The organism is Alsobacter sp. R-9 (assembly GCF_054612375.1).
Genome location: NZ_JBTSWJ010000012.1, coordinates 172,097 through 185,617, shown reverse-complemented (window position 1 = coordinate 185,617; position 13,521 = coordinate 172,097). Strand labels below are relative to the sequence as shown.

Here is a 13,521-nt window from a genome sequence, read left to right as displayed (position 1 = left end):
CACCGGCGGCGGCCTCGTCCGCCTCGGCATCAACTACAAGTGGTAATCCCGCAGGCCGCCCCATGACGGCGGCCCGCTTCCGTTCGGACGGCGGACCGGCGCCTGCTCATGCAGATGCGCCGGTCCAGTCCGGACAGGACGCTTTCCCGCGACCGCTGCAGGGCAGCGGCGGCTCCCGCCGCAGATGCCCCCTCCACGAAGAGGCCGCTTCGTCCGTGATGTGCCGCGCTGCGTTGTTGTCCCTGCTCGCGCTGTCGGCGCTCACCGGCTGCCAGACGTCACCGCAGTCCGCTGCAACGGGCCAGGGCAACCTCCTTCTCGACGCGGGCTTCGTCGCCAGGCCTGCCAGCACGCCGAAGAACGTGGCCCTCATGAAGGGCCTACCGGCGAACAAGTTCGTCAAGCAGACGGTGAACGGGACGGTCACGTACCTCTATGCCGATCCCCTCGTCTGCAAGTGCGTCTATGTCGGGACCCCGGACGCCTTCCAGGCGTACCGGAACGTCCTCAACGTGCAGCAGCTGATCAGCCAGCCGCAGTTCGATGCCGGCCTCACGATCAGCGGTATCGACAATCTCGACGGTTGGTCGGAGTTATGAGGATGATCCCGATGCGCAGGAAGCTCTTTCTCACGCTGGCCGCCCCTGCGGTGGCGGCCGCCCTGCTGGCAGGATGCCAGAGCGTCCCGTCCAACGGGCAGTGCAATCCCGAGTATGCCCCCTTCGCCTTCGGCGAGACGTCGAACTGGCTCATGATCGTGGGGCCTGCGGGGTGCGCGGACACGCTGAATCTCTTCGGCGCCATGATGACGAACTCCACGATCGTCACGCCTCCGGCCAACGGCACGGCCTTCGTGCAGGGGACGAGCTACGGCTACACGCCCCGCGCCGGCTTCACCGGGACCGACCAGTTCGTGATGGCGCTGACCGGTCGCGGCAACGCCGGGACGGCGACCTCCCAGGTCATCGTCAAGGTACAGGTCAAGCAGTGAGCCGCTGGCCGGCTCTTTCGGAACCGGCCCGGCACCGGGCCCATGACAGAGGGGACCACCCCATGACGCTCGTCAGGATCCTCGTCGCAACCACGACCCTCGCCGGGGTCCTTGTCTGTGCCGGAGCCGCTTCGGCGCAGACCTCCGTCCGTGTCGGGACACTCACCTGCGACGTGTCTCGCGGAGTCGGGCTCTTCGTGGTGCAGAAGCAGACGCTGACGTGCCAGTTCAAGCCCGACAACGGGAGCACTCCCGACGCGTACACGGGCAAGATCGTCGAGTACGGCGTCGCCATCGGCGAGGTCGGCAGCGGCCATCTGATCTGGGGCGTCATCGCGCCCGCGCAGGGAATCCCGAAGGGTGCCCTCGCCGGAACCTATGCCGGCGTGGGGGCCCAGGCCTCGGCCGGTGCGGGCGCCGGCGTCAATGTTCTCGTCGGTGGGACGGGACGCGCCTTTTCCCTGCAGCCGCTTTCGGTCGAAGGGCAGACCGGCGTCAACATCGCCGGCGGCATCACGACCGTCACCCTCGAAGCCATTCCCTGATCCAGACCTGCCGAACCTGTGGAAGCCCCCCGAATGATGCCGATGAAGCCCCTCGTTGCCGCCGCCCTGATGTTCTGGAGCGGCTCTGCGCTCGCCGCCGATCTGCCGTCCCGCGCGGCCCCGCCGGCCCCGGCCCCGCTTCCGGCACCCAGCGGATGGACTTTCCAGGCCACGCTGTACGGGTGGGCCACGGGCCTCAACGGGGACATCGGAGCGCTCTACCGTCAGCCGATCAACGTGAACATCGGCTTCGACCAGATCTTCAATGACCTGAAGGGCGCCTTCATGGGCGCCGTACAGGCGAAGAACGACACGTGGATGTTCCTGGGCGACGTCGTGTGGTCGGAGATCGGGAGCAAGCGCGAGACGCGCTTCGGCGGACAGCTCGAATACACCCAGACGCAGAGCATCCTCAGCGGCTACGTTGGCTATCGCGTTCCCGTCGGAGCACCGGCACTGGACCTCCGGGTCATCGGCGGTGTCCGCGGCCAGCAGCTGGACGTCGAGATCCAGCATTTCGGCGTGCTGCCGGCCTTCGACCGGACCGCGTCCGCCACGAAGACCTGGGTCGACCCTGTGGTCGGCTTCGCCTTCACCTACACCATCGACAAGAACTGGTTCCTGACCGGTCTCGCCGATGTGGGTGGATTCGGCGTCGGATCGCAGTTCACGACGCAGGGCTTCGCGGCGATCGGCTACAAGTGGACCGAGAACATCTCGACGTCGATCGGCTATCGGGCGCTCTACACAGACTACAAGGATGGCGGGTTCGTGTACCAGACGACCCTCCACGGCGTGTTCGCCGGAGTGGGCGTGCACTTCTAGGACACGATCCTAGCCGGTCGATGCGATCGCCGGCGGGCCGACGGAATCGGCCCTCTCGGCGATGGGTGCGGTCGCGCCCCCCCTCGCCTCAGTCCGCCCTGCACCGGCGGAATGCGCACGCCACGCGGACGGGGTTTTTCCGCTCCAGCGCTGGAACGCGTTCGTGAAGGCTGAATGAGTGGCGAAGGCCAGCGCCTCAGCCACGTCGCTGACGGGCAGATCCGTCAGCATCAGCAGGTCGCGCGCCAGCGTGTACCGAACCTCGTCGCGGATCGTCTCGAAGGTCTGGCTGCTGACGGCAAGGCGGCGCCGCAGCGTCCGCACGGGGATGCCGAGCGCGCGCGCCGCGTCGACCATCGAAGGCGCCCCCTCGAGAAGCATCGGCCGCACGATGCGCCGCAAACGCATCGGGAAGTCCCGGTCGATGGGCGCATGCAGCGCCTCGACCTCGCGGACAATGGCAATGCGCTGGTCGGGATCCGCCGCCGGCAAGGGGGTGTCGAGAGCGTGTCCCGCCAGAACCATGCACGCCTGGTTCTCGTTGAAGCGGACGGGCACCTTGAGGATCTGCTGGTAGGGCCGGATGTCGTCGGGTGGGCGCCGGCACAGCAGGACTTCCAGGGGCTCGACGCGTCCGCCAGCCAGTTCGCGCAGGAACGTGCAGAACAGCGCAGCGACGAAGTCGTAGACCTGCGCGCTGCCGTAGGACTGGCGATCGTAGATGCCGTAGCCGAAGGCATAGTCCTGGCCGACGCGGTTCAGGTACAGGATGCCGCCGCTCGAATAGCCGAGCTGCCAGGTGATGTGGTCGAGCAGCGCCTGGCGCAGCGTGGGCGCGTGGCGGGCAAGGCGGTAGATGATTCCATGCGCCTCGGGGCGCGTGCGCGACCCGAGCAGTAGCCCGAAATGGGGGCACCCCGTCGCGACGGCGGCCCTCTCCAGCAGTTCGACGACCGTCGGGAACGGAATGCGCGTCTCGGTCGTCAGCGAGTCGAGGTCGAGCCCGAGGCTGCCGCCGAGCGCTGCCGGATCATGTCCAAGGTCGCGGATGAGCGCCGCGACGCCCGCAATTCCGCCCGCGCGGTGATAGGCGACAGGCCTTCCAACCGAATGGGGGAGTCCCCGTTCCACACCAGCCTCCGGGAAGTGTCACCAAAATATACACATTTCAAAAACAGTGCATGCAAGCATTGTTTCTTGACATGCAGCAAACGGTGCCAGCGTCCGCGCGGGCGTGCTGGTTTGATCTGCGGCACTCAGAAGGCCGCAAGCGCGAGGTTTTGGCAGGCCGCGGGACGAATCACGCAGAAGGACGAGGGGCGGTCCCTGTGGACCGGCCCCGCCGCGATCACGCAAGGGTGATGCCTCCAGCTTCGCCTCGCACGGCCGTCAGGCCCGCTTCACCGGCGGGATGGTCCAGGAGCCGTCGATGATCGACGGGTTGTTCTCCTCAGGCCAGTAGAGCCGCAACATGAGATAGAACTTGCCCTTCGGCGCAGGCAGCCAGTTCGCCTCCTTGTCCGCGCCGGGGCTCTCGTTCTGGATGTAGATGACGAGCGAGCCATCCGCCTCGTATTTCGGGTTGGTACGCACGCTCATCGAGTACCGGTTGATGGGGTTGGCGACGAAGAAGAGATCCTCGTCGTACATCGTGAGGGACCAGAAGCCCTTCACGGGCGGGGTCTCGCCCTTCGGGAAGCGCATGACCCACTTGTGCTCGCCGGAGTACCCCTCGAGGAGCGAAGGCCGCAGCGACGTCGGATAGACGGCGTCCTGCGGACGGTTGGCGCCGAGACCCATGTAGGTCACGAGGGCGCGCTGGAGATAGGAGGTCCCGTACAGGCCGGCCTTGATCGTGTAGGTCCAGCCGTTGACGCGGTTCATGTCACCGTCGCGCGTCATGAAGTGCGCGAGGATCCGGGCCTGCGCCACCTCGGGAACCCGGCGGTCCCAGCGGCGGTCCAGCACGCTCGCGTCGAAGCTCTTGCCCGCCTCGAGACCGATCTTCTTGAAGCGCTCAAGCGCCGGCGCATCGGCAGAGGACGGCGGATTGCGCTTCATCAGCTCGGCGAGGAGCGTGAAGTACTCCACTGTCGACATCCTGTTCACCTGGTCGCGAACGGGCGTCTTCATGTCGATGGAGGCATCGACCTTGCCTGCCGGCGGGATGTAGTCCTTCCCCCACGTGCTCAGGGGCTGCAGCTTGAACTGGTCCTGCAGCGCATGCACCGCCGCATAGTCCTCCGGCGTGCCGGTGCAGTAGATGCGACCCAGAAGCCAGACGATCGCCGTGGGCGCCTTCAGCTGGGTCATGCCGGCAGGCACTGTCCCGGACCATCCCGGCCCCGTGATCACGAAGGTCTGCGCCTGCGTGCCGCTGGTGCGGGTGCCGGGGACCTGGAAGACGTCCGTCCAGCCGCTCAGCAACGGCAGCAGGAAATATCGGCCCTTCATGTCCGGGACACTGAGCACCCACGGCTCCGCCCCAACGTCGAAGAAGGAGGTGGTGTAGAGCGTGTCGGCGTTCGGCGCCGTGACGTCGCGGAAGGTCGCGTCGGGGTAGCTGCGCAGCTTGATGATCTGGCCCATCGGCCCGCGAGTGCCGACCGGCTTCTCGACGTTGGTGATCACACGCCTGGTCAACTCCATCGTCACGAGCGGGTAGCCGTAGACGTAGGCGTCGGTCGCGATGGCGAACTCCTCGGTGTCCACCACGAGGTCCGTCAGCGGCCCCTCGAAGGCGAGGGCGCGCGAGGCGAGCGCAGTCGACGACAGCAGGGCGAAGCCGTTGAGCACGGTACGGCGGGTCAGCATGGGGCGATCTCCCAAGGGTCCGCGCGGAGGCTAAACTGCGGCGGTGTCACGGGCTAACGAATAGGGGCCGACCCCTCGCACCGGACGGATCCATCGCGGACGGAATGCCGTGCACCATGGGTCTGCCCGTGAAGAAACGTCACTGTTGAACTTCGCGCGCTGCAACTTGAAAGAGCGCCCAAGCTCAAGCCGCTCATCGAGTTTTTTCGACTTTCGCGGGCGATCGACGGTTGTCTTTGGGACGGCGGCGAGGCAAACCTTTGTTGGTTCGTTTGAGCGGCGGCGACCCGCTGGGGTCGGACAATCCTGACCGCCGACAAGACGATCCCGAAACCACGCAATTCCATTCAATCCTGGAGCCATCCTTGCCGCATGACGTGTCCCTGATCGCAACCATCGTGGCAGGCCTCGGGCTTGCGTTCGTGTTCGGCGTCCTCGCGCAACGCCTGAGGCTGTCCCCTCTCGTGGGCTACCTCGTGGCCGGCATCGCGATCGGACCGTTCACGCCGGGGTTCGTCGCGGATCAGGGGCTCGCCCCGCAGCTCGCCGAGATCGGCGTCATTCTGCTCATGTTCGGCGTGGGGCTGCACTTCTCGCTTGCCGACCTGATGCGGGTGAAGGCCATCGCGGTGCCCGGTGCCGTCGGCCAGATCGCCATCGCCACGGTCATGGGCATGGGGCTCGCCTGGAGCCTCGGATGGACGGTCGGGGCGGGGATCGTCTTCGGCCTCTCCCTGTCGGTCGCGAGCACGGTGGTGCTGCTGCGGGCCCTGCAGGAGCGCCGCCTGATCGAGACGGACAAGGGCCGCATCGCCGTCGGCTGGCTGATCGTCGAGGACCTCGCGATGGTCCTCATCCTCGTGCTGCTACCGGCCTTCTCGGGCCTTCTCGGGGGCCGGACGGATGCGGCCGGCGGGCATGGAGGCGGGCTCGCCAGCCTCGTTCCCACGGACAGCGTCGCGGCGATCGTGGGACTGACCATCGCCAAGGTGACGGCCTTCGTGGCGCTGATGCTGCTCGTCGGGCGCCGCGTGATCCCCTTCGTCCTCCACTACGTCGCCCACACCGGTTCTCGCGAGCTGTTCCGGCTAGCGGTTCTGGCCATCGCCCTCGGGGTGGCCATGGGCGCCACCGAGCTCTTCGGCGTGTCCTTCGCGCTCGGTGCGTTCTTCGCGGGGATGGTGCTGGCCGAGAGCCCGCTCAGCCATCAGGCCGCGAAGGAGACGCTGCCGCTGCGCGACGCCTTCGCCGTGCTGTTCTTCGTCTCGGTCGGCATGCTGTTCGACCCGTCCATCGTCGTGCGCCAGCCGCTCGCCCTCATCGGCACGGTCCTCGTGATCGTCATCGGCAAGTCCCTTGCCGCCTTCGCCATCGTGCGCGCCTTCGGCCGGTCGTCCACCACGGCCTACACCATCTCCGCGAGCCTCGCCCAGATCGGCGAGTTCTCTTTCATCCTCGCCGGCCTCGGCGTGAGCCTCGGCCTGCTGCCGTCGGAGGGTCCCGACCTCGTGCTCGCCGGCGCGATCATCTCGATCCTCGTCAACCCGCTGCTGTTCGTGCTGCTTGACCGGATGACGGAGAAGGAACCGGCGCCAGCACCGGCCGACGTTCCCGTGCAGACGGCGCTTCGGGACCACGTGGTGCTGGTCGGATACGGTCGCGTCGGGCGCCTCGTCGGCGCGTCGCTCCGGGACGTCGGGATGCCCTATGTGGTGGTCGAGGAGAACGAGAAGCAGGCCGGTCACGCCCGGGAGGACGGGGTGGAGGTGATCCTCGGGCCGATCAACCAGCCGGGCATCGCCGCCGCGGCCGGCCTCGACCATGCCCGCTGGCTCGTCAGCGCCATCCCGAACCCGTTCGAGGCGGGCGCGCTGTTCGAGACCGCGCGGAGCGCCAATCCGGCGCTGCGCCTGGTCGCGCGGGCACACTCGGACCCGGAGGAGGACTACCTGCGCAAGTGCGGGGCCGAGTTCATCGTGGTCGGCGAGCGGGAGATCGCGCGCGAACTCGCGAACCATCTCACCGGGACGCCGGAGGACTCCTTCGAGGACGCGCGCACGACGCCGCCCGCCGAGGCGGGAGCGACGCCCGCGTGATTCAGGCGGGAGCCGCGTCGCCCTTCCCGCCGCGCAGCACGATGTAGATCGCCGGAATCACCAGCACCGTCAGGAGCGTCGACGAGGCGAGCCCGAACAGCAGCGAGATGGCGAGCCCCTGGAAGATCGGGTCGGTGAGGATCACCGCCGCACCGATCATCGCGGCCAGGGCGGTGAGCAGGATCGGCTTGAACCGGATGGCGCCCGCCTCCAGCACGATCTCGCTCAGCGTGCGCCCTTCGCGGTCCGCGTGGCGGATGAAATCGACCAGCAGGATCGAGTTGCGCACGATGATTCCGGCCAGCGCGATGAACCCGATCATCGACGTCGCCGTGAACGGCGCGTGGAACAGCCAGTGTCCCACCATGATCCCGATGAAGGTGAGCGGGATCGGGGTGAGGATCACCAGCGGCAGCTTGAACGAGCCGAACTGAGCCACGACCAGGATGTAGATGCCGACGAGGGCGATCATGAAGGCGCCGCCCATGTCCCGGAAGGTGACCCAGGTCACCTCCCACTCGCCGTCCCACAGCAGCGTCGGCCGGCTCTCGTCGAGCGGCTGCCCGTGCAGGGCCACCTGCGGCCGCGGCACGGAGCCCCAGTTTATCCGGTCCAGCGCGTCGTTGACGGCCAGCATGCCGTAGACCGGCGCCTCGAAGGCGCCGGCGAGTTCGGCCGTCACCATCTCGGCCGCACGGCCGTTGTGCCGGAAGATCGGGAAGGAGGACGGCTCGCGCTTGACCGAGACGACGTCCCCGAGTTCCACCACCGTCCGGTTGCCCGGGAGCGCGTTGGCGGGAATCGGCGTCGTCAGGGCCCGCTCGTCGAGCACGCGGCTCGCCTTCGACAACTCGAGCCGGATCGGCACGGGCTGGCGCCCGCCCCCGCGGTGCGAGTAGCCGACGGTCTGGCCACCCTGGAGAATCCGGAGCGTGTCGTAGACGTCCCGCTGCTCGACGCCGTGAAACTCCAGGTTGTCCTGATCCAGCGTTACGCGCAGGCGCGGCGCCGGCTGGCCGAAGCTGTCATCGACGTCGACGATGAACGGCACGGACGCGAACGCCTCGCGCACCTTCGCGGCCACGGCCCTCCGCGTCTCCGGGTCGGGCCCGTAGATCTCGGCCAGCAGTGTCGACAGGACCGGCGGACCGGGCGGAGGCTCGACGACCTTGATCGACGTGCCGGGAGGGATCGGGAGATCGGCCAGCCGGCGCCGCATGTCGAGCGCGATCTCGTGGCTCGTGCGTGCGCGGGCCTCCTTCGGCGTCAGGTTGACCTGGACGTCCCCGAGTTCCGGCGACGACCGCAGGCCATAGTGGCGCACGAGGCCGTTGAAGTTGAACGGAGCGGCGGTGCCGGCATAGGTCTGGAAGGACACGACCTCCGGCACGGATCCGAGGCGCCGGACGATGTCCTGAAGGATCCTCCCCGTCTCCTCAACAGAGGCTCCCTCGGGCAGGTCGACCACGACCTGCAGCTCGGGCTTGTTGTCGAACGGAAGCAGCTTCACGGTGACGTGCTTCGTCCCGAACAGCGCCAGAGACCCGATGGTGGCCACACCCACGGCGAGCAGGAAGAGCCATGACCTGGCACGCGACGCGAGAATGGGCTGCGCGACGGCGAGATAGACGCGTCCAAGCGCGCCGACCTCGCCATGGCCATGCGCTTCGCCGGATGGGCCGGCAGAGGCGAGCGCGCGGCTCGCGATCTTCAGCATCAGCCACGGCGTCAGGATGACCGCGACGAAGAACGAGAAGATCATCGCCGCCGACGCGTTGGCGGGAATGGGGCTCATGTAGGGCCCCATCATGCCGGACACGAACAGCATCGGCAGCAGTGCCGCGACTACCGTCAGCGTGGCGACGATGGTGGGGTTTCCGACCTCCGCGACCGCGTCGATCGCCGCGGCGGCCGGCGAGCGGCCGTCCTTCATCGCCCAGTGGCGGGCGATGTTCTCGATCACCACGATGGCGTCGTCGACAAGGATGCCGATGGAGAAGATGAGCGCGAAGAGGCTGACCCGGTTGAGCGTGTAGCCCATGAGCCACGCCGCGAAGAGGGTGAGGAGGATCGTCGTCGGGATGACGACGGCCACGACGATAGCCTCGCGCCAGCCGATGGAAACGGCGACGAGCAGCACGATGGAGATCGTCGCCAGCCCGAGGTGGAAGAGAAGCTCGTTCGCCTTCTCGTTGGCCGTCTCGCCGTAGTTCCGCGTCACAACCACGTCGATATCGGCGGGGATCAGGTTCCCCTCGAGCTTGTGCAGCGTCTCCGTGATGTGGTCCGCGATGACGACGGCGTTGGCGCCGGCGCGCTTGGCCACGGCCAGCGAGACGGCAGGCGTCGAGGCGAAGCCACCGGGCGCGGAAGGATCGCGGACGAAGCTCGCCACGCGGCTCTCCGCGGGCGCCGTGTCCAGCGTGATCCGCGCGACGTCGCGGACGTAGACCGGCCGCCCGTCGCGCGTGGTCACCAGCAGGTTGCCGATCTCGTCGGCACCCTGGAGCGTCTGCCCGGCGACGAGACCCAGCTGCCGACCCGACTCGCGGACCTGCCCGGCCTCGAAGGAGCGGTTGGCGCCCTCGAGCTTCGCGGCGAGCTGCTGGAGTGTCACGCCAAGGCGGGCCAGCGCTTCCGGGTCGGGCTCGACGCGGATCGATTCCGGCTGTTCGCCCACGATGTAGGTCAGGCCGACGTCATCGAGCTTCGTCAGGGCGACGCGCAGTTCCCGCGCCACGCGCGTCAGCCCGTTCGCGTCCCAGCGGTCGGCCGCCTCGGGCCGGGGCACCAGCGTGAGCACCACGATCGCCACATCGTCGATGCCCTTGCCGACGATCAGCGGCTCGGGAATGCCGACGGGGATCCGGTCCATGTTCGCGCGAATCTTCTCGTGGACCCGCAGGATGGCGGCATCCGACGACGTCCCGACGAGGAAGCGCGCCGTCACCATGACGGCGTCGTCGCGCGTCTGGGAGTAGACGTGCTCCACGCCGTTGATGCTCTTGACGATGGTCTCGAGCGGTTCGGTGACGAGCTTGACCGCGTCCTCGGCCTTCAGGCCGTCGGCCCGCACCATGATGTCGACCATGGGGACGGAGATTTGCGGCTCCTCCTCCCGCGGCAGGGTGACCAGCGCGACCAGCCCGAGCGCGAAGGAGGCGAGCAGGAACAGCGGCGTCAGCGGCGACCGGATGAAGAATCGCGTGAGCGAACCGGCGAGGCCGAGCCGCTGCACGGTGGGTGCATCGCCGGTCATGGCGTCACCACCCGGTCGCCGGCGCGCAGGCCGGACAGGACCTCGACCCGGCCGTCCTGAACGGGCCCGACGATCACCGCGACGTCGCGCGGCCCGCCCTCCCCGGCGATGCGGACGTAATCGACACCGCCTTGGCGCAGGATGGCCCCGGCAGGCACCAGCAGGGCCTCGCGTTCGCCCACGACGATCCACACGGGCACGCGCTCGCCGACGAAGAAGTCCCCCAGTCCGGGCACTTCGGCGTCGGCGATCACCCGGCCACCCTCGAGTTCCGGATAGACCTTCACGATGCGCCCCTCGCGGCGCGCAGCCTCCGTCGCGCCGATGCCCTGGCCTCTTCCACCGACGGAGACGCGGTCGCCCGCCGCGATCCGGGACGCGTGGCGCTCTGGCAGGGCGAGGCGGAGGTAGTAGCCGCCAGCCGCCACACGGGCGACGGTCTCTCCGGGCAGCACCACGGAGCCGGGGATGGCGGGCGTGGTCAGGATGCGGCCGTCCTTGGGGGCGAGGACCTGCCCCTCCGTCGACTGCTGGACGACGACGGCACGCTCCGCCTGCGCCGCCTCGATTTGGTTGACGAGGACGTTCGCGGCGGTGCGCAACTGGTCGAGGCGGCTTTGCGTCTCTGCGCCGCGGGCCATCAGGCTCTGGGAGCGTTCGAGGTCGCCGCGCGCATTGTCCAGCTGCGCCTGCAGCGCCTTGATCCGCGCATCGACGGCCTGGAGCTGGAGCCCGAGCTTCTCGTCGGAGACGACGGCGATGACGTCGCCGGCGCGGACGGAGCTTCCCTCCTCCACGGCGCGCGAGACCAGCGTTCCGCCGATGCGGGCCCTGGCGGGAACCGTGTCCCGGCTCTGGACCTGGCCGAACACGGCCTTCATGTCCTTCACGGTGGACGGCTGCACCACGATTTCGCCGGCGCCTGCCATGTCGACTTGCCAGACGGCGATGGCCAGCGCGAGGGTTGCTAGGGTCTTGCGCATGAGTCGGATCCTGTCGCGCAACGAGGTCCCGTGGACCGGGAGCGGAGAAAGCATCGCACTTTCCGTTGACTTATATTCGAACATACGCAAACTCAAGACATGATCGGTGACATCGACGACCTCTCCGCCGCTGCCGACGAGGCCAGCGAGTTCCTGAAGTCCCTCGCGAGCCCTGTTCGCCTGAGGATCCTGTGCTCCATCATGGCACGCGAAGCATCGGTGGGTGAACTGGCCGAGGCCCTCGGCGTGCGCCAGAGCGTCGCCTCGCAGCACCTCGCGCTGCTGCGCAAGGACGGCCTCGTCCGCACACGGCGCGAGGGGCAGACCATCTGGTACGCCCTCGCCGACGACCGTGTCGTGCGGGTCATCGAGGTGCTGCAGCAGACGTTCTGCCCGGCAGTCGAAACGAAGTCGCGCGGACGAAAGGCGCGGGCGCCGGTTTGACCGGCGCCCCCTGCCTCAGCGGAAGGCCTCGCCCACCCGGCAGCCGAGACCCTTGAATACCAGAGCCGCGGGGCAGAACCCCGTGAAGGCCGACTGGATCATGTTCAGGCCGATGAAGACGGTGAACAGGAGGAACCAAGGCGACACCAGGTGAACGAGTGCTGCGGAGAGCAGCACCATGCACCCTGCGAAGACAAGGACGGCACGATCGATCGTCATTGGGGGACTCCCTGCTGGAATGCGGAGGCCATCATACAGCCTCCTCGTGGATTTCCTTGAGCTTGCTGATGCCGAGCACGTCGAGCGCCAGCTTCTCGTAGAAGGTCTCGCTCTTGCCCTGACGGATCTTGCGCAGGAAATAGCGTTCGAAGCCGATCTTGGCGGCGTGCACCCACTTGCCCGACGCCGACCAGTTGACGTTGCGCGGAGGGATCTGCGGCTGCGCGACGAAGGCGATCCCGCTGTCGCCGAAGTCGGCGAGACAGACCGCATTCCATGTCCCTACGGCGCGCGGAGAGTCGCCGCGCAGGAGGGCACCCACGTTCTGCGCCGTTGCCGTGACCATCGACTCGATCATGAAGCCGGTCTTGGGGGTGCCGACCGGGAGCGGCGTCTTGCCGACGGGCGGGATCGCGACGCAGACGCCGACCGAGAAGATGTTGGGATACTTGGGGTTGCGCTGGTGCTTGTCGGCCAGGATGAACCCCCGCGGGTTAGTCAGGCCCTCGACGCCGCGCACGGCCTCGACGCCCCGGAACGCGGGAAGCAGCATGGAGTAGGCGAAGGGCAGCTCGTGCGCCTGCCTGACCGAGCCATCCTCGTTCACCTCCTCCACGTGCATCAGGCCGTCGTCGACCTTCGTCACCCGGGCGTTGGTGATCCACTTGATGTGCTTGTCACGCAGTGCGCTCTCGAGCAGCGACTTCGTGTCGCCGACCCCGTCGAGGCCCAGATGCCCGATGTAGGGCTCCGGCGTCACGAAGGTCATCGGAACCTTGTCGCGGACCTTCCGCCGCCGCAGCGCGGTCTCGAGGATGAACGCGAACTCGTAGGCCGGACCGAAGCATGAGGCGCCCTGCACGGCACCGATGATGGCATGGCCGCCGGACGACGCCAGCTTCTCGAAGGCGTCGCGCGCACCCATGGCGTGATCGACGTGGCAGACGGACTGGGTATGTCCCTTGGGGCCGAGGCCCTCGATCTCGTCGAACGCCAGCTCGGGGCCCGTCGCGATGATCAGGTAGTCGTAGTCCAGGACGGACCCGTCGTTGAGCTCGATCTGGTTCGCCGCAGCATTCAACTTCCGCGCGCCTTCTGGCCGAAAGCCGATCCCCTTGCGGGCGAAGACCGGCGCGAGGTCGACCTCGATCTCCTCCCGTTCCCGCCATCCGACGGCGACCCAGGGGTTCGAGGGCACGAACGAGTAGGTACCGCCCTTGTTGACGACGGTCAGCGTGTCGCCGGGGCGAAGCGCGTCCTTCATCTCGTAGGCCATGATGGTGCCACCAAGTCCGGCACCGAGGACGACGACGTGAGCCATGGGACTTTCCTCCGTGGGTCCTGC

At 67.9% G+C, this 13,521-nt stretch carries 12 protein-coding genes; 6 read left to right on the top strand and 6 right to left on the bottom strand.

Annotation, left to right across the window (positions count from 1 at the left end):
* The first annotated feature begins 218 nt into the window (after positions 1-218).
* The 4 genes from ACX9GQ_RS19205 (at position 219) to ACX9GQ_RS19190 (ending at position 2,361) form a co-directional block, all read left to right on the top strand.
* A complete protein-coding gene (locus tag ACX9GQ_RS19205) occupies positions 219-599 on the top strand; it encodes a hypothetical protein (protein ID WP_459631194.1) in 381 nt (126 codons plus the stop codon).
* An 11-nt stretch (positions 600-610) separates the two neighbouring features.
* A complete protein-coding gene (locus ACX9GQ_RS19200) occupies positions 611-991 on the top strand; it encodes an Ig-like domain-containing protein (protein WP_459631193.1) in 381 nt (126 codons plus the stop codon).
* 62 nt (positions 992-1,053) lie between these two features.
* Positions 1,054-1,536, top strand: a complete 483-nt coding sequence (locus ACX9GQ_RS19195) for a DUF992 domain-containing protein (protein ID WP_459631192.1) — start codon at positions 1,054-1,056, stop codon at positions 1,534-1,536.
* A 42-nt stretch (positions 1,537-1,578) separates the two neighbouring features.
* Entirely contained in the window at positions 1,579-2,361 is a 783-nt protein-coding gene (locus tag ACX9GQ_RS19190) for a hypothetical protein (protein ID WP_459631191.1), read from the top strand.
* 9 nt (positions 2,362-2,370) lie between these two features.
* Here ACX9GQ_RS19190 and ACX9GQ_RS19185 read toward each other — a convergent pair whose 3' ends face one another.
* Positions 2,371-3,492: an AraC family transcriptional regulator gene (locus tag ACX9GQ_RS19185; RefSeq protein WP_459631190.1), complete on the bottom strand. Its 1,122-nt coding sequence runs from the start codon at positions 3,490-3,492 to the stop codon at positions 2,371-2,373.
* Positions 3,493-3,750: 258 nt separating this feature from the next.
* Positions 3,751-5,175, bottom strand: coding sequence for a DUF1254 domain-containing protein (locus ACX9GQ_RS19180; protein WP_459631189.1), 1,425 nt, complete (start codon positions 5,173-5,175; stop codon positions 3,751-3,753).
* A 365-nt stretch (positions 5,176-5,540) separates the two neighbouring features.
* Here ACX9GQ_RS19180 and ybaL point away from each other — a divergent pair, with 365 nt between their 5' ends.
* A complete protein-coding gene (ybaL, locus tag ACX9GQ_RS19175; protein WP_459631188.1) occupies positions 5,541-7,271 on the top strand; it encodes a YbaL family putative K(+) efflux transporter in 1,731 nt (576 codons plus the stop codon).
* A gap of 1 nt (position 7,272) precedes the next feature.
* Here ybaL and ACX9GQ_RS19170 read toward each other — a convergent pair whose 3' ends face one another.
* Complete coding sequence (locus ACX9GQ_RS19170; RefSeq protein ID WP_459631187.1) at positions 7,273-10,530, bottom strand: efflux RND transporter permease subunit; 3,258 nt, start codon at positions 10,528-10,530, stop codon at positions 7,273-7,275.
* On the bottom strand, positions 10,527-11,513 hold the full coding sequence (locus tag ACX9GQ_RS19165; RefSeq protein ID WP_459631186.1) for an efflux RND transporter periplasmic adaptor subunit: 987 nt from the start codon (positions 11,511-11,513) through the stop codon (positions 10,527-10,529). The genes ACX9GQ_RS19170 and ACX9GQ_RS19165 overlap by 4 nt, the downstream gene beginning before the upstream one ends.
* Positions 11,514-11,612: 99 nt before the next feature.
* Between ACX9GQ_RS19165 and ACX9GQ_RS19160 the strand changes: the two genes are divergently transcribed.
* Positions 11,613-11,957 carry an ArsR/SmtB family transcription factor gene (locus ACX9GQ_RS19160; RefSeq protein ID WP_459631185.1) on the top strand — a complete coding sequence of 115 codons (345 nt, stop codon included), beginning with the start codon at positions 11,613-11,615 and terminating at the stop codon, positions 11,955-11,957.
* 15 nt (positions 11,958-11,972) lie between these two features.
* On the opposite strand, the gene ACX9GQ_RS19155 is transcribed toward ACX9GQ_RS19160, so the two are convergent.
* Entirely contained in the window at positions 11,973-12,176 is a 204-nt protein-coding gene (locus tag ACX9GQ_RS19155; protein WP_459631184.1) for a YgaP family membrane protein, read from the bottom strand.
* A 31-nt stretch (positions 12,177-12,207) separates the two neighbouring features.
* The gene (locus ACX9GQ_RS19150; RefSeq protein ID WP_459631183.1) at positions 12,208-13,497 is read right to left on the bottom strand and encodes an NAD(P)/FAD-dependent oxidoreductase; all 1,290 of its coding nucleotides are present in this window, start codon (positions 13,495-13,497) and stop codon (positions 12,208-12,210) included.
* Between the last annotated feature and the right edge of the window lie 24 nt (positions 13,498-13,521).

Excerpts from the sequence above, each read along its gene's own strand:
- ACX9GQ_RS19205 (WP_459631194.1), top strand. The coding sequence starts at position 219 with ATGTGCCGCGCTGCGTTGTTGTCCCTGCTCGCGCTGTCGGCGCTCACC.
- ACX9GQ_RS19200 (WP_459631193.1), top strand. The coding sequence starts at position 611 with ATGCGCAGGAAGCTCTTTCTCACGCTGGCCGCCCCTGCGGTGGCGGCC.
- ACX9GQ_RS19195 (WP_459631192.1), top strand. The coding sequence starts at position 1,054 with ATGACGCTCGTCAGGATCCTCGTCGCAACCACGACCCTCGCCGGGGTC.
- ACX9GQ_RS19190 (WP_459631191.1), top strand. The coding sequence starts at position 1,579 with ATGAAGCCCCTCGTTGCCGCCGCCCTGATGTTCTGGAGCGGCTCTGCG.
- ACX9GQ_RS19180 (WP_459631189.1), bottom strand. The coding sequence starts at position 5,175 with ATGCTGACCCGCCGTACCGTGCTCAACGGCTTCGCCCTGCTGTCGTCG.
- ACX9GQ_RS19170 (WP_459631187.1), bottom strand. The coding sequence starts at position 10,530 with ATGACCGGCGATGCACCCACCGTGCAGCGGCTCGGCCTCGCCGGTTCG.
- ACX9GQ_RS19165 (WP_459631186.1), bottom strand. The coding sequence starts at position 11,513 with ATGCGCAAGACCCTAGCAACCCTCGCGCTGGCCATCGCCGTCTGGCAA.
- ACX9GQ_RS19160 (WP_459631185.1), top strand. The coding sequence starts at position 11,613 with ATGATCGGTGACATCGACGACCTCTCCGCCGCTGCCGACGAGGCCAGC.
- ACX9GQ_RS19155 (WP_459631184.1), bottom strand. The coding sequence starts at position 12,176 with ATGACGATCGATCGTGCCGTCCTTGTCTTCGCAGGGTGCATGGTGCTG.
- ACX9GQ_RS19150 (WP_459631183.1), bottom strand. The coding sequence starts at position 13,497 with ATGGCTCACGTCGTCGTCCTCGGTGCCGGACTTGGTGGCACCATCATG.